17 protein-coding genes are annotated in these 21,248 nt (G+C 70.9%); 14 read left to right on the top strand and 3 right to left on the bottom strand.

Annotated features, from left to right (window positions below; translation table 11 throughout):
• The first annotated feature begins 90 nt into the window (after positions 1–90).
• The 4 genes from DSM112329_RS19920 to DSM112329_RS19905 all read left to right on the top strand — a co-directional run bounded on the left by DSM112329_RS19920 (position 91) and on the right by DSM112329_RS19905 (position 6,029).
• The gene (locus tag DSM112329_RS19920; RefSeq protein WP_354698304.1) at positions 91–1,266 is read left to right on the top strand and encodes an acetyl-CoA C-acetyltransferase; all 1,176 of its coding nucleotides are present in this window, start codon (positions 91–93) and stop codon (positions 1,264–1,266) included.
• Between the two features lie 16 nt (positions 1,267–1,282).
• The gene (locus tag DSM112329_RS19915) at positions 1,283–2,146 is read left to right on the top strand and encodes an HAD-IB family hydrolase (RefSeq protein WP_354698303.1); all 864 of its coding nucleotides are present in this window, start codon (positions 1,283–1,285) and stop codon (positions 2,144–2,146) included.
• A 21-nt stretch (positions 2,147–2,167) separates the two neighbouring features.
• Entirely contained in the window at positions 2,168–3,304 is a 1,137-nt protein-coding gene (locus tag DSM112329_RS19910) for an acyl-CoA dehydrogenase family protein (RefSeq protein ID WP_354698302.1), read from the top strand.
• 82 nt (positions 3,305–3,386) lie between these two features.
• A complete protein-coding gene (locus DSM112329_RS19905) occupies positions 3,387–6,029 on the top strand; it encodes an alkaline phosphatase PhoX (RefSeq protein ID WP_354698301.1) in 2,643 nt (880 codons plus the stop codon).
• A 78-nt stretch (positions 6,030–6,107) separates the two neighbouring features.
• Here the strand turns inward: DSM112329_RS19905 and DSM112329_RS19900 are convergent, their stop codons facing one another.
• Positions 6,108–7,889: an alkaline phosphatase gene (locus DSM112329_RS19900; protein WP_354698300.1), complete on the bottom strand. Its 1,782-nt coding sequence runs from the start codon at positions 7,887–7,889 to the stop codon at positions 6,108–6,110.
• A gap of 164 nt (positions 7,890–8,053) precedes the next feature.
• On the opposite strand from DSM112329_RS19900, the gene DSM112329_RS19895 reads away from it, so the two are divergent.
• The 3 genes from DSM112329_RS19895 to DSM112329_RS19885 all read left to right on the top strand — a co-directional run bounded on the left by DSM112329_RS19895 (position 8,054) and on the right by DSM112329_RS19885 (position 10,853).
• Positions 8,054–8,557: a MarR family transcriptional regulator gene (locus tag DSM112329_RS19895; RefSeq protein WP_354698299.1), complete on the top strand. Its 504-nt coding sequence runs from the start codon at positions 8,054–8,056 to the stop codon at positions 8,555–8,557.
• Between the two features lie 97 nt (positions 8,558–8,654).
• Positions 8,655–10,322 carry a methylmalonyl-CoA mutase family protein gene (locus DSM112329_RS19890; RefSeq protein ID WP_354698298.1) on the top strand — a complete coding sequence of 556 codons (1,668 nt, stop codon included), beginning with the start codon at positions 8,655–8,657 and terminating at the stop codon, positions 10,320–10,322.
• Between the two features lie 114 nt (positions 10,323–10,436).
• Positions 10,437–10,853, top strand: coding sequence for a hypothetical protein (locus DSM112329_RS19885; RefSeq protein WP_354698297.1), 417 nt, complete (start codon positions 10,437–10,439; stop codon positions 10,851–10,853).
• Between the two features lie 3 nt (positions 10,854–10,856).
• Here the strand turns inward: DSM112329_RS19885 and DSM112329_RS19880 are convergent, their stop codons facing one another.
• Both DSM112329_RS19880 and DSM112329_RS19875 read right to left on the bottom strand, forming a co-directional pair.
• Positions 10,857–12,320 carry a wax ester/triacylglycerol synthase family O-acyltransferase gene (locus tag DSM112329_RS19880; protein WP_354698296.1) on the bottom strand — a complete coding sequence of 488 codons (1,464 nt, stop codon included), beginning with the start codon at positions 12,318–12,320 and terminating at the stop codon, positions 10,857–10,859.
• Positions 12,321–12,450: 130 nt separating this feature from the next.
• On the bottom strand, positions 12,451–14,031 hold the full coding sequence (locus tag DSM112329_RS19875) for a cellulase family glycosylhydrolase (RefSeq protein WP_354702505.1): 1,581 nt from the start codon (positions 14,029–14,031) through the stop codon (positions 12,451–12,453).
• A 211-nt stretch (positions 14,032–14,242) separates the two neighbouring features.
• Between DSM112329_RS19875 and DSM112329_RS19870 the strand changes: the two genes are divergently transcribed.
• The 7 genes from DSM112329_RS19870 (at position 14,243) to DSM112329_RS19840 (ending at position 21,176) form a co-directional block, all read left to right on the top strand.
• On the top strand, positions 14,243–14,662 hold the full coding sequence (locus DSM112329_RS19870; protein WP_354698295.1) for a cobalamin B12-binding domain-containing protein: 420 nt from the start codon (positions 14,243–14,245) through the stop codon (positions 14,660–14,662).
• A gap of 220 nt (positions 14,663–14,882) precedes the next feature.
• Positions 14,883–15,671: an electron transfer flavoprotein subunit beta/FixA family protein gene (locus DSM112329_RS19865; RefSeq protein WP_354698294.1), complete on the top strand. Its 789-nt coding sequence runs from the start codon at positions 14,883–14,885 to the stop codon at positions 15,669–15,671.
• A gap of 22 nt (positions 15,672–15,693) precedes the next feature.
• On the top strand, positions 15,694–16,671 hold the full coding sequence (locus DSM112329_RS19860; RefSeq protein ID WP_354698293.1) for an electron transfer flavoprotein subunit alpha/FixB family protein: 978 nt from the start codon (positions 15,694–15,696) through the stop codon (positions 16,669–16,671).
• A 2-nt stretch (positions 16,672–16,673) separates the two neighbouring features.
• Positions 16,674–18,419, top strand: a complete 1,746-nt coding sequence (locus DSM112329_RS19855; protein ID WP_354698292.1) for an electron-transfer flavoprotein:ubiquinone oxidoreductase — start codon at positions 16,674–16,676, stop codon at positions 18,417–18,419.
• Positions 18,420–18,498: 79 nt separating this feature from the next.
• Complete coding sequence (locus DSM112329_RS19850) at positions 18,499–19,314, top strand: CARDB domain-containing protein (protein WP_354698291.1); 816 nt, start codon at positions 18,499–18,501, stop codon at positions 19,312–19,314.
• A 38-nt stretch (positions 19,315–19,352) separates the two neighbouring features.
• Positions 19,353–20,117: a type III pantothenate kinase gene (locus DSM112329_RS19845; protein ID WP_354698290.1), complete on the top strand. Its 765-nt coding sequence runs from the start codon at positions 19,353–19,355 to the stop codon at positions 20,115–20,117.
• Positions 20,118–20,141: 24 nt separating this feature from the next.
• Positions 20,142–21,176, top strand: coding sequence for a tRNA-dihydrouridine synthase family protein (locus DSM112329_RS19840; protein ID WP_354698289.1), 1,035 nt, complete (start codon positions 20,142–20,144; stop codon positions 21,174–21,176).
• Positions 21,177–21,248 lie beyond the last annotated feature (72 nt).

Raw genomic sequence — 21,248 nt, 5'->3', positions numbered from 1 at the left:
GCCCCGGACAGGGTGTCCGTAGCAGAAAGCCACTATCCTCCGCGACCCTCGCAGAGTCACCGCGAAACGACCTTCGGAGATCCTTCAGCCATGCCCAAGACCGTCATCCTCGGCAGCGCCCGCACCCCGATCGGCAAGCTCGGTGGGGGCCTGTCCTCCCTGAAGGCCGTCGAGCTCGGCGGCATCGCCATCAAGGCCGCGCTCGAGCGTGCCGACGTCGCCCCCGAGCAGGTCGACCACGTCGTCATGGGGACCGTCCTGCAGGCCGGCCAGGGCCAGATCCCGTCGCGTCAGGCCCAGATCAACGGCGGCATCCCCGAGGGCGTCTCGTCCGAGACGGTCAACAAGGTCTGCGCGTCCGGCGTCCGGGCCGTCGTGATCCTCGACCAGGCCATCCGCGCCGGGGACGTCGAGGTCGGCGTCGGTGGCGGCATGGAGTCCATGTCCCAGGCGCCGTACATCCTGGACAACGCGCGCTTCGGCTACCGCATGGGCGACGCCAAGGCCCTCGACGCGATGGTCCACGACGGCCTGACGAACCCGTTCAGCGGCCGTCAGATGTTCGACGAGGCCACCGAGACGTCCGACAACTTCGAGATCTCCCGCGCCGACCTCGACCGCTGGGCGCTGCGCTCGCACGAGCTTGCGCTGGCCGCGATCGACGACGGCCGCATGTCGGAGGAGATCGCGCCGGTGACGATCTCGGGCCGCAAGGGCGACACCGTCGTCGAGGTCGACGAGGGCCCGCGCCGCGGCTCCACGCTGGAGTCGCTCGCGAAGCTCCCGGGCCTCGTCGGCAAGGAGGGCTCGCACACCGCCGGCAACTCGCCTGGCGTCAACGACGGCGGCGGCGCGATCGTCCTCGCCTCCGACGAGTGGGCCGCCGCGAACGGCAAGGAGGTCCTTGCCGAGATCGTCGCGCACGCCCAGTCCGCCAACGACTTCGCGACGCTGCACACGACCCCCGCGTCCGCGGCCAAGAAGGCGCTCGAGAAGGCCGGCCTGACCGCCGACCAGATCGACGTCTGGGAGATCAACGAGGCGTTCGCGTCCGTCACCCTCCACTCGCTGCGCCTGCTCGGCGTCGCCGAGGAGAAGGTCAACGTCAACGGCGGCGCGGTCGCCCTCGGGCACCCGATCGGCGCGTCCGGGGCCCGCATCATCGGGGCGATGGTGGCCGAGCTGAAGCGGCGCGGCGGCGGCTACGGCTGCGCGGCGATCTGCTCCGGCGGTGGCCAGGGCGACGCGATCATCGTCAAGGTGTAGCTCTACGGTGAAGGGGATGACCAGCGCCGCCTTCTTCGACCTCGACCGCACCCTGATGGCGGGCTCGTCCGGCCTGCACTGGGCGCGGGCGGCCCGCAAGAGCGGGCTCGTGAGCCGCCGCAAGATGGCGCAGTACGCGTGGCGGAACGTGAAGTTCCGCCTGCGCGGCTCGACCGACGAGGAGACGGACGCCGTCCGCGCCGAGGTCGCCTCGATGCTCAAGGGCGTTCGCGTCCGCGACCTGCAGCGCCTGGCGCCGAGCGTCCTGGCGGGCGTGCTGCCACGGCTGTACCCGCAGATGCTGGCCGTCGCCTACGAGCACCAGGACGCCGGCCGGCCGGTCTACATCGTCACCGCCGCCTCGCAGGACCTGGCCGCGGTCATCGCCCAGATCGTCGGCTTCGACGGCGCGCTCGGCGCCCGCTACGAGGTCGTCGACGGCGTCTACACCGGGCAGGACGCCGGCATCTTCACCTACCGCGACGGCAAGCCGCTGGCGATGCACGAGCTCGCGGACGCGGAGGGCATCGACCTCGCGCAGAGCTGGGCCTACTCCGACAGCGAGTCCGACCTGCCGATGCTGCGCGTCGTCGGCCACCCGGTCGCGGTCAACCCCGACCCGGAGCTCGCGCGCATCGCCCGCGAGGAGGGCTGGGAGGTCCTGCGCTTCGAGCAGCTGGGCCGCCGGCTCAAGGCGGGTGGGGCCGTCGTCGCGGCCGCCCTGGTCGGCACCGCGGGCGGGGCGGCCGGCCGCAGCCGCGCGGCGCGTCGCGCTGTCCCGGTGCCCGTCGTCCCGCCGACCCGCACCGCTGCGGTCGCGGGTTCGGTCGCGAAGGCCGCCGCCCGCACCCGCCGGCCCCGGAGCGGTGCGCCGCGCTGAGGCCACTCGTAGGCTCCGCCCATGAGCCTCCACGAGCTGACCGACGAGCAGCGCGCCGTCCGCGACCTGGCCAAGCGCTTCGCGGACGACGAGGTCGCGCCCCACGCCACGCAGTGGGACCGCGACCACACGTTCCCCAAGCAGGTTTTCGAGCACCTCGGCGAGCTCGGCCTGATGGGGGTCTGCGTCCCCGAGGAGCACGGCGGCTCGGGGTCGGACTACCTCAGCTACTGCCTCGTGATGGAGGAGCTCTCGCGGGCCGACGCGGGTGTGGGGGTCACGCTCGCCGTGCACACCGGCGCCGGGACGATGCCCATCCTGCTCAACGGCAGCGAGGAGCAGGTGGGCCGGCTGGTGCCGCCGCTGGCCCAGGGGCACGAGCTCGCGGCCTTCGCGCTCACGGAGGCCGGCAGCGGCTCGGACGCCGGGGCGATGCTCGCGAAGGCGGACGACGAGCACCGCATCACCGGCACCAAGCAGTGGATCACCAACGGCACCTACGCCCACACCTTCACCGTCTTCGCAAAGGACCCGCGTGCCGACGGCCGGCCCAGCGCGTTCATCGTCCGCCGCGGCGCCCCCGGATTCAGGGTGACGAGGGAGGAGGAGAAGCTCGGCCTCAACTCATCGTCCACCGCGGATCTGCAGTTCGAGGACACGCCCGGCGAGCCGCTCGGGGCCCCGGGCGCCGGCATGCGGATCGCGCTGTCCACGCTCGACGGCGGCCGTATCGGCATCGCCGCGCAGGCCGTCGGGATCGCGCAGGCAGCGCTCGAATGCGCCACGGGCTACGCCAAGGAGCGGCACGCGTTCGGCCGGGCGATCGGGGGCTTCCAGGCGATCCAGCAGAAGCTCGCCGACATGCAGACCGAGGTCGAGGCGGCTCGCGCCCTCACCTGGCGCGCCGCGCGCCTGAAGGACGCCGGCCACCCCCATACCGTCGAGGGCGCGCAGGCGAAGCTGTTCGCGTCCGCTGTCGCCCGCCGCCAGACGGGCGAGGCGATCCAGGTGCTGGGCGGCTACGGCTACACCAAGGAGTTCCCGGCCGAGCGGTACTACCGAGACGCGAAGGTGACCGAGATCTACGAGGGCACGAGCGAGATCCAGCGCCTGGTCATCGCCCGCGCCCTGCTGGGCGAGGTCGCCGGCCGACCGTAGGGACAATGCAGGCGCGCCGGGAGCGCAGAGGGCACGGGATGGTCACATCCTGGATAAGCAGGCTCTCAATAATCGCCCGGTCATGGACCACACAGCGGATCTCGCCCAGCACGTCAACCTCGAAGCGCCGCCGGAGCCGGCCGGCAGCGGCCCGGCCGAAGAGGCGCTGTCCGGCGCCACGCGCCGGCACTTCATCCGGGACCTCGCGCTCGCCGGCACCAGCACCGCGGCTGCCCTCTACGGCGTCGACGCGGCTGGGCTCACCGACCTCGTCGGCGACGCCCAGGCCGCCGACGCAACCGCGCCGCTCTCCGAGTTCACCGCGATCGCGCCGTCCGCCGCCGACCTCGTCGAGACCCCCGCGGGCATCGCGTCCTCCGTCGTCGTCAAGTACGGCGACAGCTTCGCGAACACCGACGGTACGACCTACACCTTCGGCTACAACAACGACTGGATCGGCTACTTCCCGCTGAAGGGCTCGGAAGAGGGGATCCTGTTCGTCAACCACGAGTACCCCGACCCGTTCTTCCAGCACGGCTTCAAGCCGCTGAAGACCGTGAACGGCGCCGCCGTCCCGCGCGACAACAGCAAGACGACGAAGTCGCTCGCCGACGTCGACCTCGAGAAGGAGGCGACCGGCAACTCGATCATCCACATCCGCCGCACCGCCGAGGGCGCGTGGGCGCTCGTCACCCCGTCGCCGTACAACCGCCGCATCTTCGGCGGGACCGTGCCGGGCAAGCCGTCGACCAAGCTCTCGTTCACCGGTCCGCTCGCCCGCGCCGGCGCGCCGGGGTCGTCCGCCCCGGACCCCAAGGTCCACGGCAGCGACAACCTCGCCCAGGGCTCGATGGCCAACTGCTCCGGCGGCACGACGCCGTGGGGCACCGCGCTCTCCTGCGAGGAGAACTACGACGGTTACGGGCTGACCTTCAAGGGCTCGACCGCCGACTTCACGTACGGGTGGGACAGCGTCGACCCGTCGCTGCCCCGGACCCAGCAGCAGGACGGCTCCTACGTCCCGCCGGTCGGCGCCACCGAGTACGACCCGACCACCGGCTCCCCGCGCGAGACCCGCAAGTACGGCTGGGTCTGCGAGCACGACCCCTACGACCCCGCGTCGTCCGGCCGCAAGCACACCGCGCTCGGCCGCTTCCGGCACGAGAACACGGCGTTCCGCGTGGCCCGCGGGAAGAAGTTCGTCCTGTACATGGGCGACGACCAGGCCAATCAGGCGATCTACAAGTTCGTCTCCGCGCGGGCATTCGACAAGGACGCCTCCCGCGAGGAGCACCTGAAGATCCTCACCGAGGGCCAGCTGTACGTCGCCCGCTTCGCGCCCGAGGGCCGTCGCCGGTTCGTCAACGGGGCCGTCGTCACCGCGACGAGCGGCACCGGTCGCTGGGTGCCGGTCGCCACCAGCGACCTCTTCGACACGCGCCTGCGCCTGGCCGGGTTCCCCACGAACGAGTTCAACGGGACGACCGCGGTCGCGCGCCGGCCGCGCCAGCGCACGGCGGCGGCGAACCTCGACGCCGCCGATCAGGCGACGTTCGCCGGTCGCCACAACCGCCTCGTCGACCCGACCAAGGCCCCGGACGCCCCCGACTACGTCTACCTCGGCGAGGACCCCGTCCCGGCGGGCTACGTGAACGAATGGGACACCCACTTCGCCACGAACCGCCCTGAGGACGTCGAGGTGGCGTCGGACGGCACGGTCTTCGTCGCGCTCACCAACAACTCCACGGTGGGCGACACGCAGGGCTCGGTGCGCCGCATCAACGAGGCGGGCAACGACCCCGAGTCGCTCGCGTTCACCTGGGACGAGTTCGCCGCCGGCGGATCCAAGCCCGGCGCGCCGGCCGGTGAGCAGGGCTTCGCCAGCCCCGACAACCTGACGTTCGACTCGAACGAGAACATCTGGGTCGTCACGGACATCTCGTCGAGCTCGCTCAACAGCACCTCCGGGAGCGGCGCGGCGTACACCTACCACAAGAACAACGCGGTCTTCATGATCCCGCGCGGCCAGTCCGGGGTCGCCTACCGCTTCGCCAACATGCCGGTCCAGGCCGAGGGCACGGGCCCGTACTTCACCCCCGACGAGTCGACGCTGTTCCTCACCGTCCAGCACCCCGGCGAGGAGGCCAAGAACAGCGACACGGCGAAGCTGACGGACCCGACCACGTTCGCGTCCTACTGGCCGGCGGGCAACAAGACCACGAGCACGAACCCGGCCGAGCCGCGGCCGTCGCTGATCGCGATCTTCCGCCCGCGGGCCGCGACGCCGGCCCCGGTCATCCCGACCCCGGCGCCCGTCGTGCCGGGCCCGAATGTGCCGGCGCCGCCCGCGCCCACGGCCGACACGCGTCCGCCGGCCGTCAAGATCGCCGCGCCGAAGGCCGTGACGGTCAAGCAGCTCCGCGGCGCGGGGATCGCCGTGACGATCGAGATCGACGAGGCCGCGACGGTCGAGGTCCAGCTGCGCGGCCGCATCCGCTACCGCGACGGCCGGCGCACCCGGACGATCGGCAACACCACGCTCGGGACCACCAAGGTCAAGCGCTCGAAGGGCAAGTTCACGGTCCGGCTGAAGCCGTCGGTCCTGGCCCGGCTGCAGCTGACCCGCTCGGGGGCGGACATCATCGCCGAGCGCATCGTCGTCACCGCGCGGGACAGGGCGGGCAACGAGCGCACCACCTCCCGTCCGGCCAGCGTCAAGAAGTAGCGCAGTGGATGTGCCACCAGGTGCCACATCGGCGCCTGGTGGCACATCGAGCCGCCTCGGTGGCGGCTCAGGACGCCGCTACGACACCGTGATCGTGTAGCTCTTCGTCTTCCCCCCGCCGGCGACGGTGACCTTGTAGGTCCCCTTCTTCGCCTTGGGGTCCTTCAGCGTCGTCGCGGTGGCCGACGCGCCGAGGGTCTTCCGCGTCACCGTGCGGGTCCCGCGCTTGAGCGTCACGACCAGCGACTTCACGCCGACCTGGGCGATCGACACCGCGATCCCCGAGGACTTCAGCGCCTTCGCGGTGATGGTCCGCAGGACGGCGGCACCGACACGCGGGGTCACGACGGCCGGGGTCGTGACGGTCCTCGCCGGTGTGGTCACCGTGTTCGTGACCGTGGTGGTCACGGGACCGGGCGTCGCCTGCGCGTCCTTGTTGCCACGCAGCAGGTCGAACAGGTCGGTGTGGTCGTTTGTCCCCAGGACGTTCGCGGCCTGCGGCCCGGACGCCCAGACGGGGACGACGGTGCCGGTGTGCTGCTGGCTCGGCGGAGCGTCGGCGGGCGCCTTGTCGGCCTGGAAGCCGGCGGTGCCGTACGTCATCCGCAGCACCTGGCCGTCCTTGGTCGTCAGGTTGTTCGAGTAGCCGGTCGGGTTGCCCGTGCCGGTGCTGTCCTCGGACACGATCTGGCTCGAGTGCCCGTGGTCGGCCGACACGACGATGAGCGTGTCGGGGTGGGTCTTCTGGTACTCGATCGCCACGCCGACGGCCCGGTCGAACGCGACCGTCTCGCCGATCTGCTGGCAGGCGTTCGCCGAGTGGTCCTGCTTGTCGATCGACGCCCCCTCGACCTGGAGGAAGAAGCCCTTGGGGTTGTCGAGCAGCGCGAGGCTCTTTGTCGTCATCTCCGCGAGGCTCGGCTCGTTGGCCGGCCGCTGGTTCTCCTGGCAGGTCTCGGTCGCTGCGCCGTCCCCGACCTTCGCCTGCGTGCCCTTCCACTCCAGCGACATGTTCGGCTTGTTCGCGCCGTCCTTGCCGAAGAAGCCGTACACCGGCTTGGAGGCGTCGGCCGCGGCCAGCCCGGCCGCGTCGGTGACGACGTTGATGCCCTTGTCCTGCGCGGCATTGATCACGGTCTTGCCCTTGTCGGCACCGCCGGTGATCGTCTGCGCGAAGCGCGAGTAGCCGCCGCCGAGCGCGACGTCCATGCGGTGGTCGACCTGCTGCTCGGCGATCGATCCCAGGCCGCCGACCTCCTTGCTCTCCTGCAGGCACTTCGGCGTCGCCGCCACGACCGTGGCGGTCATGTTGTCCGGCCCGCCGCAGTTGCGGTTGGAGATGTGGGCGGAGAGGACAGCCGGCGTGGCGTCCGTGAAGTCCGCCGTCGTGACGTTGCCGACCTTCTTGCCGGCCTCCTGCGCGTACTCCAGGATCGTCTTGTAGCCGGTGTTGTCGCCGGGCGTGGTCAACGAGGCACTCGGGCCCTGCGAGTCGCGCTCGTCGATCGTCTTCTTGCCGGTCGCCCACTGGGTGCCGGTCGCGGCCGAGTCCGGGTCGTAGTCCGGCTTCACCCCGTCGGCCTTGACCGAGTAGGTCGTGTCGAAGCCGGTGAACGGCAGGCTGTCGACGTTCAGCCTGTTGGCGACGCCCTGGTAGTAGCGGGCCGCCGTGATCTCCTGCGTGCCCATGCCGTCGCCGAGGAAGAAGATGACGTTCCGCGGCTTGTTGCCGTCGAGGCCGGCGCGGAGGTCCTGGGTCTTGTTGGCCGTGCCGCCGAGGGCGAGGGACGCGCCGACGCCGAGGACGGCCACCGTGCCGAGGCCGCCGACGGTGAGCCGGCCCCTACTGAGTTTGCGCATGCGGTTCTCCTGAGAGGTGGGGGAGGCGGTGATGCTCCCGCCGGCCGGGGCGCCGGACGTCAACGTCCGGTCAACGATCCGTGAATGACCTCTTAGAAAGCGCCCTTCGGCGGCCGGTGCGGTTCGCACGGTCACATCGGGCGCCCGGACTAAGCTTGAGCGCAGTGACGCTCGAGCTCGACCCGATCGCCGAAGCGCGCCGCCACTGGGCCGAGCGCTGGCCGGTCGAGCCGTCCCGGGCGATGGCCGCGATCACCTCGATCATGCGCTGCCAGCAGCTGCTCCTCGCCCGCTACGACGAGCTGCTCAAGCCCTTTCGCCTGACGTTCCCCCGCTACGAGGCGCTCATGCTGCTGTCGTTCACCCGCGAGGGCGAGCTGCCCATCGGCAAGATGGGGGAGCGCCTGCAGGTGCATCGCAGCTCGGTGACCAACGTCGTCGAGAAGCTCGTGGGCGACGGCCTCGCGGCCCGCGCGCGGCATCCGACGGACGGCCGGGCGACGCTGGTCCGCATCACCGATCAGGGCCGGGACGTCGCGTCCGCGGCCACCGAGGTCCTCAACGCGGACCTCTTCGGCCTGTCGGCGCTCCAGGCGCCGGACCAGGAGGAGCTCGTCCGGATCCTGCAGGACCTGCGCCGCGACGTCGGCGACTTCGGCGACGCCTGACACCCCCCGGACGGCGATAGGTGGAAGTGCGCGCTTCCTTGCTCTACAATCGGGTTCAGGAGATACGCGGACTTCCACCTAATTCGGGATCGGTCACATGGCAATCGCAGACACCACGAGCAGCAGCACCCCCACCACGCACGAGCAGTGGGAGGAGGCGTACGGGCTCGGGAAGGACCTGAAGGAGCGGTACACCACGCTCTCGGACCTCGAGATCGACCCGCTCTACGTCCCGCAGGACGGCTCGCCCGTCCCGCCGCAGATCGGCTACCCCGGCCAGTATCCGTACACCCGCGGCGTGTACCCGTCGATGTACCGCGGCCGTATGTGGACGATGCGCCAGTTCGCCGGCTTCGGCACCGCCGAGGAGACGAACGAGCGCTTCCGCTACCTCCTGGACCACGGCCAGACCGGGCTCAGCACCGCGTTCGACATGCCGTCGCTGATGGGCCACGACTCCGACCACCCGCTGTCTCTCGGCGAGGTCGGCCGCGAGGGCGTCGCCATCGACACCGTCGACGACATGCAGACGCTGTTCCAGGGCATCGACCTCGGCAAGGTCTCCGTCTCGATGACGATCAACGCCCCGGCCGCGATCATGCTCGCCAACTACATCGTCGCCGCCGAGCGCCAGGGCGTCGGCCCCGAGCACCTGAACGGGACGATCCAGGCAGACATCCTCAAGGAGTACATCGCCCAGAAGGAGTGGTGCTTCCCGATCGATCCGGCGATGCGCCTGCTCGGCGACATGATCCAGTACTCGACCGAGCAGATGCCGCGCTGGAACTCGGTCTCGGTGTCTGGCTACCACATCCGCGAGGCGGGGGCGACCGCTGCGCAGGAGCTCGCCTTCACGCTCAAGGACGGCCTGACCTACGTCGAGGAGGCGGTCGCCCGCGGCCTCGACGTCGACGACTTCGCCCCGCGCCTGTCGTTCTTCTTCAACGCCCAGATCGACTTCTTCGAGGAGATCGCCAAGTACCGCGCCGCGCGCCGCATCTGGGCCCGTGAGCTGCGCGAGACGTTCGGGGCGAAGAACCCGAAGTCGTGGCTCATGCGCTTCCACACGCAGACCGCCGGCGTCTCCCTGACCGCCCAGCAGCCGCTGAACAACTGCGCGCGGACCGCCATCGAGGCGCTCGCCGGCGTCCTCGGCGGGACGCAGTCGCTGCACACCAACAGCCACGACGAGGCACTCGCGCTCCCGACCGAGAACGCGGTCCGCATCGCGCTGCGCACCCAGCAGATCATCGCCCACGAGACCGGCGTGACGAACACCATCGACCCGCTCGGCGGCTCGTGGTTCGTCGAGCAGCTCACCGACAAGCTCGAGGAGCAGGCGTACGAGTACTTCGCCAAGATCGACGAGCTCGGCGGCATGGTCGAGGCGGTCAAGCAGAACTACCCGCAGCGCGAGATCGCGGACGCCTCCTACGAGCTCCAGGGCGAGATCGACAACAAGCGCCGCATCGTCGTCGGCGTCAACGCCTACACCGAGGGCAACGAGCACGACAACGAGGTCCTGCTGAAGATCGACCCGGCGCTCGAGAAGAAGCAGGTCGACCGCCTGAAGGCCGTCAAGGCCGCCCGCGACACGACCGAGGTCGAGGCCCGCCTCAGCGAGCTCAAGCGCGCCTGCGCGACCGACCACGAGAACCTGATGCACCCGCTGATCGAGGCCGCGCGCTCGCACGTCTCCGAGGGCGAGATCATCCACGCGATGCAGGAGGTCTGGGGCGATTACCGGGAGACCCCGGTCTTCTAGCCACGGCCCGAGCAGGGCAGAGCATCACGTCGTGCCGAGGGCCCTGCATTGCAGGGCCCTCGTCGCTGCAGCGGACCCAATAGGGTCCGCTCCAACCGAGACGGAGGTCGTGCGTTGTCCCGTATGCAGCAGGTCATCAAGGCGCTCGAGGCCGAGCGCGAAGAGGTCCGTGAGCGCCTCGCCTGGCTCGATCAGACGATCGAGGACTTCCAGGCCCGCGAGAGCGCTCCGCCGCAGGTCGAGGTGCCGCCGGCGCCGAAGCCCAAGCGCGCGGTCCGCCGCGGGACGGCCGCCCGGGCGAGCAACCGCCGGCACGTCGCGCGGGCCATCAAGCCCGATCCCGCCGAGCGGATCGTCGCGTTCCTCAAGGAGCATCCGGGCAGCACCATCGGCGCGGTCGCCAAGGGCCTGGACGCCAACCGCAGCACCATCGCGTCGCAGATCCACAAGCTGGACAAGCAGGGCGACATCCTCAAGCTCGACAAGGGCTACCGCCTGCCGGACGCCCCCAAGGACGCCGACGCCGCCTGACCGTCAGGCGGCGGTGATGCGCCGGACGTTCGCCGGCAGCGGCGGCGGGGCCGGCGCGGCGGTGAGCTGGAGCTGATCGAGCTGCGCGATCGCCGCGGCGATCGCGTCCGGCAGGTGGACGACGTCCGGCAGCGCCGCCGGATCGGCGTAGCCCGAGAACGTCACCTGGTCGCGGTAGGTGAAGATCCCGATGCTGAGCGCGTGGTGGTCGGGCAGCGGGATCACGGGCGCCGCCTCCTGCAGCTCGCAGCCGCGGAGGTAGACCGGGAAGCGCGGCCCGGGCACGTTCGAGACCGTCAGGTTGTACATCCGCGGCGACGCGGCGAGCTTGGCCGCAGCGTCGCGCAGCGGGTCGGGGAGGACGCCCAGCGCGCCCAGGATCGCCTCGCCGCCGGACGCCCGGTCGTCCTTCTTGAAACGGGCCGTCGCCTCCTGGATCCGGACGAGCCGGTCGGCCGGGCGGTGCAGGTGGACCGGCAGCTCGATGAAGACGAACGAGATGCGGTTGCCGAGATCCACCGTCTCCTCCGCGGTCCGCGTCGACACCGGCACCATGATCTTCATCGGCTCGGGGACCCGGTCCGACCGCAGCGAGAGGTCCCGCAGCGCGCCGGCGACGACCGTCAGCGCGACGTCGTTGAGCGTCGCCCCGACGAGCGCCTTGCGCGCGGCGAGCAGCGGCTTGATCGGGGTCGTGTGGTGGACCAGCGTCCGGCGCGGGCCGATCGCGACGTTCACGTAGGACGACGGCGCCGGCCGCATGACGTCCTCGGAGACGGCGAGCGCCGCCCGGCGCAGCGTGTCCGCCAGGCGGACCCCGCCGCGCGGGGAGGACGCGAGCCGCGCCGCGCTGCGGACCGCGCGCAGCGACTCGCCGCCGGCGTCGGCGATCGCCTCCATCGCCAGCCGCCGCGCACCGGGGGCGACGGCCGGCGTCCAGTCGTCGCCGGACTGCGGCAGGTCGGCGTCCTGGGCCATGTCGAGCAGCAGCAGCGCAAGCTCCACCGCGGACTTGCCGTCGACCATCGCGTGGTGCACCTTCATGACGAGCCCGACGTTCCCGTCCTCGAGCATCGGCGCGAGCTCGATCCGCCACAGGGCGCGGTCGCGCTCCAGCGGCCGGGAGAGGCAGTCGTCCGCCAGCGCGTCGAAGCGCGCGCGGGGGAGGGCCTCGTGGGCGCCGGACATCGCGACGACGTGGTGCTCGACGGAGAACCGCTCGTCGTCGACCCAGACGGGCTCGCCGAGGCCGGCCGGCGGGAAGGCGAGCCGCTGGCGGAAGCGGGGGGCGTGCCGCAGCCGGCCCGAGACGGCCTGTCGCAGCTCGCCGATCGATGGGCCACCCCAGCCATGGCGTGGGTCGGAGCGGGGACTGAAGATCCCCTTCCAGCCGACGTGCATGTGAGCGGTGGGGGACTCGACGCGGAGGAACGAGGAGTCCAGGGGAGTCAGCCGGCTGCGTGCCATCGTGCGACCGATCCTCGCCGCCCCGCGGGCGCCTGGATACCGACCACCGGGCACAGCCGGCGGGCCGGCGGTCGGACCGCCTGGCCGGGCGGGACCGGGGGACCGGTCGCCACCGCCGGCCAGGGCGGCGCTACTTGCGCTGCCCGGGCCGGGTGATGCCGACCGGCGACGGGTCGCCCAGGTTCGCCGCGACGTCGATCGGCACGCTCGCCTCGGTGCCGGGATCGTCCTCGTGGTGCCAGACCATCCGGTAGCGGGCGGCGCCGTCCGCCTTCGCCGTGCGCAGGAAGAAACCGGCGGGGTTCGTCAGGAACTCGGGCTTGGTCGGATCCAGGCAGCTCGGGCCGCCGGTCACGATCGGGGACCACACCCCGCTGGCCGGGTCCTGCCGTTCCACGTGGGCCGTCCGCGCCCCCTTCCCGGGACGGACCTGGCCGAAGAGCAGCACGACCTTCGTGCCGAGGCCGATCTCCTGCAGCTGGGCCCAGAACGGCAGCTTGAACCCGGTTGCCGCGGGCTTCGCGTCGCCGCGCTTGTCGTACAGCCCGGTCTGCCAGTCGCGGTAGTACTTGCGTGTCCCGCGCTTGTTGCCGGACTCGGCCGGATCGATGTCGCGCAGCAGGAACTGGGCCATCATCGACGTGTCCGGGTCCCGCCACGCAAGGAACGTCGACCAGCCGATGAAGGCCGCCTGTTGGTCACGCTCGAAGGGCTGGAAGGGGTCGTCCTGACGGGACTCGTAGCCGTACTCGGTGTTGAAGATGTTCAGGCGGTTGGCCAGCCGCCCACGTTCGTGGAGCGTGTCCAGCAGGTCTGCCAGGCGCCCGGAGTCGGCGATGGGAGCGTTGTCGCCGTACGGGTCGGACGTCGCCGGCGTGACGAGGCGCGAGTACGGGTGGTGCGAGTAGCCGTCGGCTTTCACGGGGGCGTAGTTGGCGCACTCCGGGACGTTCAGCGGCTTCAGCCGGTCGTCGACGCAGGCCATGGCGCGCACGAACTGCAGCGGCGGGACCCCGCCCTTGCCCGGGACCGTGGAGCCGCCCGACGCGGTCCCGCCGACCAGGACCTTGTTCAGTCGCGAGACCCGCTTGACCGCGTCGTACCCGGCGTTGTGCATCGCGCGGTACACGTGCGGCGACTCGGGGCGGAAGCCGCCGTCCGGGGTCCGCACCCACTGCGGCTTGAGGAACGACGGGTGGTTCGGCTCGTTCCAGGTCGTGTACATCCGGACCGCCGGCAGGTCCTTCGCGGGGTTGGCCGGGTCCGGGAAGGCCCCGGAGTAGCGGCGGGCCACCGCGGTCGCGAAGTCGCCGAACGCGGCGGCGTCCACGAAGTACCGCTCGCGCTTGGGATTCGGCGCGGCTTGCCCCACGGCCCAGCGCGGCGCCCAGAAGGCGAGATCGATCATCACGTCGACCCCGTTCCCGGTCGCGGCCTTGACCGCCGTGTCGAGGGTGGTGAACGCGCCCCTCGGATAGGTCTTCGAGTCGCTCGAGTCGAATGGCGCCGGGGGCACCTTGCGGCTCGTCGGGTTCGGGGCCAGCGCCGACCAGCCGGCAGTCAGCCTGAGGCGTGTCGCGCCGAGCTCGGCGAGTCGCCGCGCGCTGCTGTTGACGGCCGCGGGCGAGCGGTGCAGGAACTGTGCGTCGTCCTGCACGACGGTCTCCATGTACTTCGTCCCGGCGCCGGTCCCCGCGAGGACAAGTGCCACCAACGAGCACGCAAATGCTCCCACCTGAGTCGTCCCTTCCTCTTCCGTGAGGTGGGGCATCCGTCGCACCGCAGCTGCCCCCGAACAGCGATGTCCGCAAAGAGTTGCGTGTTCGCGTGCTCACGTCAAACGACGCACCCCGGAGCCGACCGTTGCAGGGCCGCGAGCCGCAAGACGGAACGAGCGTTAGGGGAATATGATCCCGCGCGCTATGTCAGCCGCCACTGCCGTCCAGCGCAAGATCCGCGTCGTCGTCGCCAAGCCTGGCCTCGACGGGCATGACCGGGGGGCCAAGATCATCGCGCGCGCCCTTCGCGATGCCGGCATGGAGGTCATCTACACGGGCCTCCATCAGACGCCCGAGCAGATCGTGGAGACCGTGATCCAGGAGGACGCCGACGCCGTCGGGCTGTCGATCCTCTCCGGTGCCCACATGACCCTCGTCCCCAAGGTCGTCGACCTGCTGGCGGCGCAGGGCATCACGGACGTGCTCGTGACCGTCGGGGGCACCATCCCCAGCGACGACATCCCCGAGCTCAAGAAGCTCGGCGTGGCCGAGGTCTTCACGCCCGGTGCCCCCACCCAGGCGATCATCGACTTCATCCAGGGCGCCGTGAAGGTGCGCGACTGAGGCGAAGGCCTCCGCCGCCTGTCCCAGCGCGCCCGTCTGGGCTCGAAAGGTCCCTGCAAGACCGCACTTTCGCCATCGTCGCCGTGCCCGATTGACTCGTCAGTCAACCCGGTCGGTAAACTCGGCGGCCCCATCTTGAGTTCCCTGTTGCGGAACCCAGTCCCACAACCCGCGCCGCCCGTCACCAGGCGGCCAAGGCAATCAACACAGGAGGTCTGACGTGAAGATCTGTGTCCTCGTCAAAGAGGTCCCTGACGCGGCGGTCCAGAAGCGCATCGACCCGTCCACCGGTCGTATGGACCGTGGCGGCGAGAAGAACCTGAACCCGTACGACACGCACGCCATCGAGGCGGCCATGCAGATCAAGGAGGGGGGCGCGGAGGTCGAAGAGATCGTCGCCGTCACGATGGGCCCCAGCTCCGCCGTCCGCGCGCTGCACAAGGCCGTGTCCCTCGGCGCCGACCGCTCGGTGCACCTGAGCGACGACGCCCTCGCCGGTTCCGACGTCGCCGCCACCGGCTACGCGCTCGCGCAGACGCTGAAGCGCGAGAACCCGGACCTCGTCCTGCTCGGTCAGCAGTCTGACGACGGCGAGTGCTACACGATCGGCGCCGTCGTGGCCGAGTTCCTGTCGATGCCGTCGCTCACCCAGGTCATCAAGCTCGACCTCGAGGGCAACGAGCTCACCTGCGAGCGTCAGGCCGAGTACGGCTACGACACCGTGAAGATCCAGACGCCCGCCGTGATCTCGGTCGGCGACGCGATCAACGAGCCGCGCTACCCGTCGCTGAAGGCGATCATGGGTGCGAAGAAGAAGCCGCTGGACTCCGTCGCGACCGGCGACGTCGAGATCGACGCCTCCAAGGTCGGTGGCGACAACTCCAACGCGCAGTGGACGTCGGCCAAGGCGCCGCCGTCGAAGGCCGCCGGCCTCATCATCGAGGACGAGGACACCGCCGAGACCGTCGAGAAGATCGTGGCCTGGCTCGACGAGCGCAAGCTCCTTTAGAGCAGAAAGGGAACTGACACACATGTCCAACATCCTGGTCTACGCGCTGCATTACGAAGGCGCGATCAACAAGAACTCCCTCGGCGCAGTCGCCGAGGGTGCCCGCCTGGCGAAGGAGCTCGGCGGCGAGGCGCACGCGATCCTCGTCGGCGAGGGCGTCCCTGAGGACCTCGCGGCGTCGCTCGGCGAGTACGGGGCCGCCAAGGTCCTCACCGCCGAGGGCCCCGACGGCCTCGCGCAGCCGGTCGTCGACGCCATGGCCGCGGCCATCGGCAGCGGCGGCTACATGTACGCGCTGTTCGGCGGCGGCCTGCTCGGCTTCGAGATCGGCGCCGGCCTGGCCGCTCGTATCGGTGCCGGCGTGGCGATGGAGATCACGACGGTCCGCGTCGAGGGCGGGGAGCTCGTCGCCGAGCGCCCGATCCTGGGCGACTCGTCGATCTCGGAGATCAAGTACCGCTCCGACGTCGGCATCATCATCGGCCGCCTGAACGCGTTCGAGATCACCAAGGACGGCGCCGGTGCGGCCCCGGTCGAGGCGCTCTCCTACGAGGCGAGCTCGCAGTCGGCCCAGGCGACCATCGTCACCCGTGGCGAGCAGCGCGGCGCCGACGTCGACATCGAGGGCGCGAACATCCTCGTCGCCGGTGGCCGTGGTCTCGGCAAGGCCGAGGGCTTCGACCTCTGCAACGACCTCGCCGCCGCGTTCGGTGGCAGCTCCGCCGTCGCCGCGACCCGCGCGGTCGTCGACGCCGGCTGGTACCCGTACGCGGGCCAGATCGGCCAGACGGGCAAGACGGTCGCCCCGAAGCTGTACCTCGCGGCCGGCATCTCGGGCGCGATCCAGCACAAGGTCGGCATGCAGGCCTCGGAGAACATCGTCGCGATCAACAAGGACGCGAACGCTCCGATCTTCGAGTTCTCGGACCTCGGCATCGTCGGGGACCTGAACAAGATCCTGCCCAAGCTGACCGAGGCCATCAAGGCCAAGAAGGGCTGATCATGGCCGCCACCAACGGCAAGGTGCAGACGGCTCCCGGCGCATTCCCGCCGCCCGTCGACACCCAGAAGGAGTTCGTCAAGCACGGACTTGACGGCGAGGACGAGATCATCGAGGTCGGCGTCGCCATCGTTGGTGGCGGTACGGCCGGTCTCGCCTGCGCGAACCGGCTCCTGCAGTTGCTCGCGGACGACCCGGACACGATGGAGCGCCTCGGGGAGGTTCCCGTGGCGGTCATCGAGAAGGCCAAGACCTGCGGCGGGCACAACCTGTCCGGCGCGGTCATGCGTCCCGAGCCGCTGCAGGACCTCTTCCCGGACCTCACCCGGGAGGAGTGGCGGAAGGAGGGCTTCGCGTTCGGCGAGGTCCACAAGGAGTCCGTCTACCTGACGCCCACGGCGAAGACGAAGCTGCCGATCTGGCCCGTCCCGCCGCCGTTCCGCAACCACGGCAACGAGGTCATCTCGGTCGCCGCGCTCGCCCGCTACCAGGCGCGGATCGCCGAGGAGGCCGGCGCGTACATCCTCACGGAGACCGCCGCGTCGCAGCTCGTCGTCGAGGACGGCCGCGTCGTCGGCGTCCGCTCCGGCGACAAGGGCCGCGGCAAGGAGGGCCAGGAGCTCGGCAACTTCGAGCCCGGCGCCGACATCAAGGCGGCCGTGACGGTCCTCGCCGAGGGCTGCTGGGGCCACCTGACCGGCGCCGCGATCCGCGAGTTCAACCTCGGCGAGGGTCGCGAGACCCAGACCTGGGAGCTCGGGGTCAAGGAGGTCTGGAAGGTCACCAAGCCGCTGGACCGCGTCATCCACACGATCGGCCCGTGGCCGCTCAGCCTGTCGGCCAAGTACGGCCAGATCGGCGGCTCCTGGATCTATCCGATGAAGGACGAGAAGACTGGGGACGACCTGGTCTCGATCGGCTTCGTCGTCGACCTCGAGTACGCGGACGCGACCACGAGCGCCCACGACCTGCTGCAGCTGTTCAAGCAGCACCCGCTGGTCAAGGGCATCCTCGAGGGCGGCGAGCGCGTCGGCTGGGGCGCCAAGGCCCTGCCGGGCGGCGGCTACTGGTCGATGCCGAAGCTGACGATGCCGGGCGCGCTGATCGTCGGCGACGCCGGTGGCATGGTCGACACGGTCTCGCTCAAGGGCGTGCACCACGCGATCAAGTCCGGCCATCTCGCCGCGGAGGCGATCTACAAGTCGCTCGTCAACGGCGAGTCGAGCGTCGAGGCCTACGAGGAGATGATCGAGGAGTCCCTCGTCGGCAAGGAGCTCTACCAGGTCCGCAACGGCCGCCAGCCCTTCCAGAAGGGCTTCATCAAGGGCACGCCCATGGTGAACCTGAACATCATCACCAAGGGCAAGCTGCCCGGCGGCCGCTGGTCGTGGCACCGGCAGGACGCCAAGCCGATGTTCATGGGCAAGACGTCCAGCCGCTACCCCAAGCCGGACAACAAGTACACGTTCGACAAGCTGTCGTCGGTGTTCATCACGGGCAACTCGACCCGGGACGACGCGCCGAACCACATCCGGGTCCAGAAGCGCGTCCCCCGCGAGATCGCGGAGACGTGGCGCTGGATGTGCCCGGCCGGTGTGTACGAGATCCCGGAGGACGCACCCGAGACCGGCCCCGTCGATGTGATCGTCAACTACACCAACTGCGTGCAGTGCGGCGCGATCACCGCCAAGGGCGGTCGCCTGACGACCCCCGAGGGCGGCGACGGTCCCCTGTACCAGCTGACCTAGTTTCTGCGCGGACCGGGGCGCCTCGATCGGGGCGCCCCGGGCCCGCAACCTTGCCGTCCGCACGTGGTTGTATGGACGCGTGCCTCGCCTGCCTCACAGCCCGCGCCCGTCACGGGTCCGCCGCCTCCGCTCCATCCTGCTCGCCTCCGCCGGCGGGCTGTCGCTCGCGTGCGCTCCGGCCGCCGCCGCACAGGTCGCCGGGAGTGACGGGAGCGCGGACAAGCCGGCCCTCGGCGTCACCGTGAAGGCGTGCTCCACCGGCCTCGCGCCGGCCGACCGCGCGGCGACCTTCACCGGGTCGATGCCGGCGATCGCCAAGGCCACGAGCATGGGGATGCGCTTCGAGCTGCAGCAGCGCGCCGGCGACGGGAAGACCTTCACGCGCGTGAAGCTCGCCTCCTTCAGCGCCTGGGTCCGGTCCGAGAAGAACGTGTCCGGCTTCGTGTACGACAAACGCGTCGAGCAGCTCGCCGCGCCGAGCGCCTACCGCGTCGTCGTGCGCTACCGCTGGTACGACAGCCGCGGGAAGGTCGTCCGCACCGCCCGGCGCACGAGCGCCGCCTGCAAGCAGCCCGACCTGCGTCCGGACCTGCGGGCGTCGAAGGTCGCCGTCGGCGTCGCGCGCAGCGACGGCCGGGTGCCCTACGCGGTGACGGTGCGCAACGCGGGACCGACCCTCGTCGCCGTCCCGTTCCTGACACGGCTGCAGGTCAACGGCGTCCAGCAGACGGCACTCCGGCTTCCCGACCTGGCGGCCGGGGCGACGTCCGTCCTCACCTTCCTGGCCCCGCCGTGCGTCCCGGGGTCGGCACTGGTGGTCGACGTCGACGCCGAGCGCGCGGTCGACGAGGCGGACGAGACGGACGACGTCCTGCGCCGCGCCTGCCCGGGGTGACCGGCCCGCCGCCCGCGCCGACGTAGACTGCCCCGTTCATGCTCCTGGTCGTCGACGTCGGCAACACCCAGACGCACTTCGGCACGTTCCAGGACGACGCGCTCGTCGAGCACTGGCGCTTCGCCAGCGTCCGCACGTCCACCGCGGACGAGCTCGGTGCCGCGCTGCGCAACCTGCTCGAGCTGCGCGGCGTCGGGCTCGCCGACCTCGACGGGTCGATCGTGTCGTCCACCGTCCCGTCGCTGGAGCCCGAGTGGGTCGAGATGGGCCGCCGCTACCTCGGTCATGAGATGCTCGCCGTCGGGCCGAACATCAAGACCGGCATGCCGATCCGCATGGACAACCCGCGCGAGCTCGGCGCCGACCGGCTCGTCAACGCGGTCGCGGCCTACGAGCAGCTCGGCGGCCCGTGCATCTCCGTCGACTTCGGGACCGCCGTCACCTACGACGTGGTCTCGCCGCGCGGGGAGTACCTGGGCGGCGTCATCACCCCCGGTGTCGAGGTGTCGCTGGATGCCCTCACCGAGCGCGGCGCCAAGCTGCCGAAGATCGACCTGATCGCCCCGCGCAACCCGATCGGCAAGTCGACGGTCGAGGCGATCCGGTCGGGCATCGTCTTCGGCTACGCGGCGCAGGCCGACGGCCTGGTCCGCCGGCTCCAGGAGGAGCTCGGGGACGAGTGCGAGGTCATCGCCACCGGCGGCCTCGCGCGGCTCATCGTCCCGCACACGGAGACGATCGAGCACACGGACAACCTCCTGACCCTCAAGGGCCTGAAGCTCATCCACGAGCGGAACCGGTAGCCCGCTCCGTACCATGGGGGCGGTATGCCGTCCCTGACCGACCCCTGGAAGCTCGCCGGCCTCGACGTCCCCAACCGGGTGATGCTCGCGCCGCTGGCCGGCATCGGCACCTGGTTCGTCCGGCTGCAGGCCAAGCGCCACGGCGCGGGGATGGCGGTCAGCGAGATGGTCTCGAGCTTCGCGATCCACTACGGCAACGAGAAGACGCACCAGGAGCTGCTGCGCGTCCACCCGGACGAGTCCACCGCTGGGGTGGGTGGGGTCTGGTCCCCGACGTCGCTGCAGCTGTTCGGCCAGGACCCCGAGGTCATGCGCAGCGCCGCGGCGTACGTCGGCGAGCACGTCCCCGGCGTCGACATCATCGACCTGAACATGGGCTGCCCCGTCCCGAAGGTCTGCAAGACCGGCGCCGGTGCAGCGATGCTGAAGGACCCGGACACCGCGGTCGCGGTCGCGCGCGCGGCACACGAGGGCAGCGGCCTCCCGGTCACGGTGAAGCTGCGGTCGGGGACCAAGCCGGGGGACACGGACGGCTTCGGCCTGGCTCACCGCCTGGTCGACGAGGCCGGCGTGGCCGCGATCACCTTCCACCCGCGCAGCGCGGCCGTCCACCACAAGGGCGTCCCGGACTACGACCTGGCGGCGAAGCTCGTGCAGTCGCTGGGCGCGCCCGTCATCCTCACCGGCGGGCTCCACGACCCGGAGTCCGTCCTGCGGGCGTACGAGCACACCGGGGTCGAGGCCGTGATGCTCGCGCGCGGCAGCATGGGCAACCCGTGGCTCTTCGAGCAGCTGCTCGGCCTGCGTCCCGTCGACCTCGCGCCGACCCACGCCGAGATCCTCGACGAGCTGGACTGGACCATCGCGCGCTGCGTCGAGCACCTCGGCACCGAGCGCGCCGGCCGCTGGCTGCGCAAGTGCTACCCCTGGTACGTGGAGCGCATGGACCTCGAGCCTCAGGCGGCCAAGCGGCTGCAGTCGGCGCTCCAGCAGGCCGACGGGGTGGACGGCGCCCGAGCAGTGCTGGAGCCGCTGCGGACGGTCCCGGCGGCGGTCTGAGCGCCCGCCGCTATACTGCGCCGTCGCTCACACCGGGTCAGTGATCTTCCCGCCGCTCGTGGCGGGTTTTTC

Origin of the sequence: Paraconexibacter sp. AEG42_29, from assembly GCF_040581415.1 — a bacterium.
Classification (GTDB): Bacteria; Actinomycetota; Thermoleophilia; order Solirubrobacterales; family Solirubrobacteraceae; genus Paraconexibacter.
Note: the sequence above shows the minus strand (reverse complement) of the source record. Positions and strands in the feature narration are given on the sequence as shown.

Coding starts and splice junctions, on each gene's coding strand:
- DSM112329_RS19920 (WP_354698304.1), top strand. CDS start 91: ATGCCCAAGACCGTCATCCTCGGCAGCGCCCGCACCCCGATCGGCAAG.
- DSM112329_RS19915 (WP_354698303.1), top strand. CDS start 1,283: ATGACCAGCGCCGCCTTCTTCGACCTCGACCGCACCCTGATGGCGGGC.
- DSM112329_RS19910 (WP_354698302.1), top strand. CDS start 2,168: ATGAGCCTCCACGAGCTGACCGACGAGCAGCGCGCCGTCCGCGACCTG.
- DSM112329_RS19905 (WP_354698301.1), top strand. CDS start 3,387: ATGGACCACACAGCGGATCTCGCCCAGCACGTCAACCTCGAAGCGCCG.
- DSM112329_RS19900 (WP_354698300.1), bottom strand. CDS start 7,889: ATGCGCAAACTCAGTAGGGGCCGGCTCACCGTCGGCGGCCTCGGCACG.
- DSM112329_RS19890 (WP_354698298.1), top strand. CDS start 8,655: ATGGCAATCGCAGACACCACGAGCAGCAGCACCCCCACCACGCACGAG.
- DSM112329_RS19880 (WP_354698296.1), bottom strand. CDS start 12,320: ATGGCACGCAGCCGGCTGACTCCCCTGGACTCCTCGTTCCTCCGCGTC.
- DSM112329_RS19870 (WP_354698295.1), top strand. CDS start 14,243: ATGTCAGCCGCCACTGCCGTCCAGCGCAAGATCCGCGTCGTCGTCGCC.
- DSM112329_RS19860 (WP_354698293.1), top strand. CDS start 15,694: ATGTCCAACATCCTGGTCTACGCGCTGCATTACGAAGGCGCGATCAAC.
- DSM112329_RS19855 (WP_354698292.1), top strand. CDS start 16,674: ATGGCCGCCACCAACGGCAAGGTGCAGACGGCTCCCGGCGCATTCCCG.
- DSM112329_RS19845 (WP_354698290.1), top strand. CDS start 19,353: ATGCTCCTGGTCGTCGACGTCGGCAACACCCAGACGCACTTCGGCACG.
- DSM112329_RS19840 (WP_354698289.1), top strand. CDS start 20,142: ATGCCGTCCCTGACCGACCCCTGGAAGCTCGCCGGCCTCGACGTCCCC.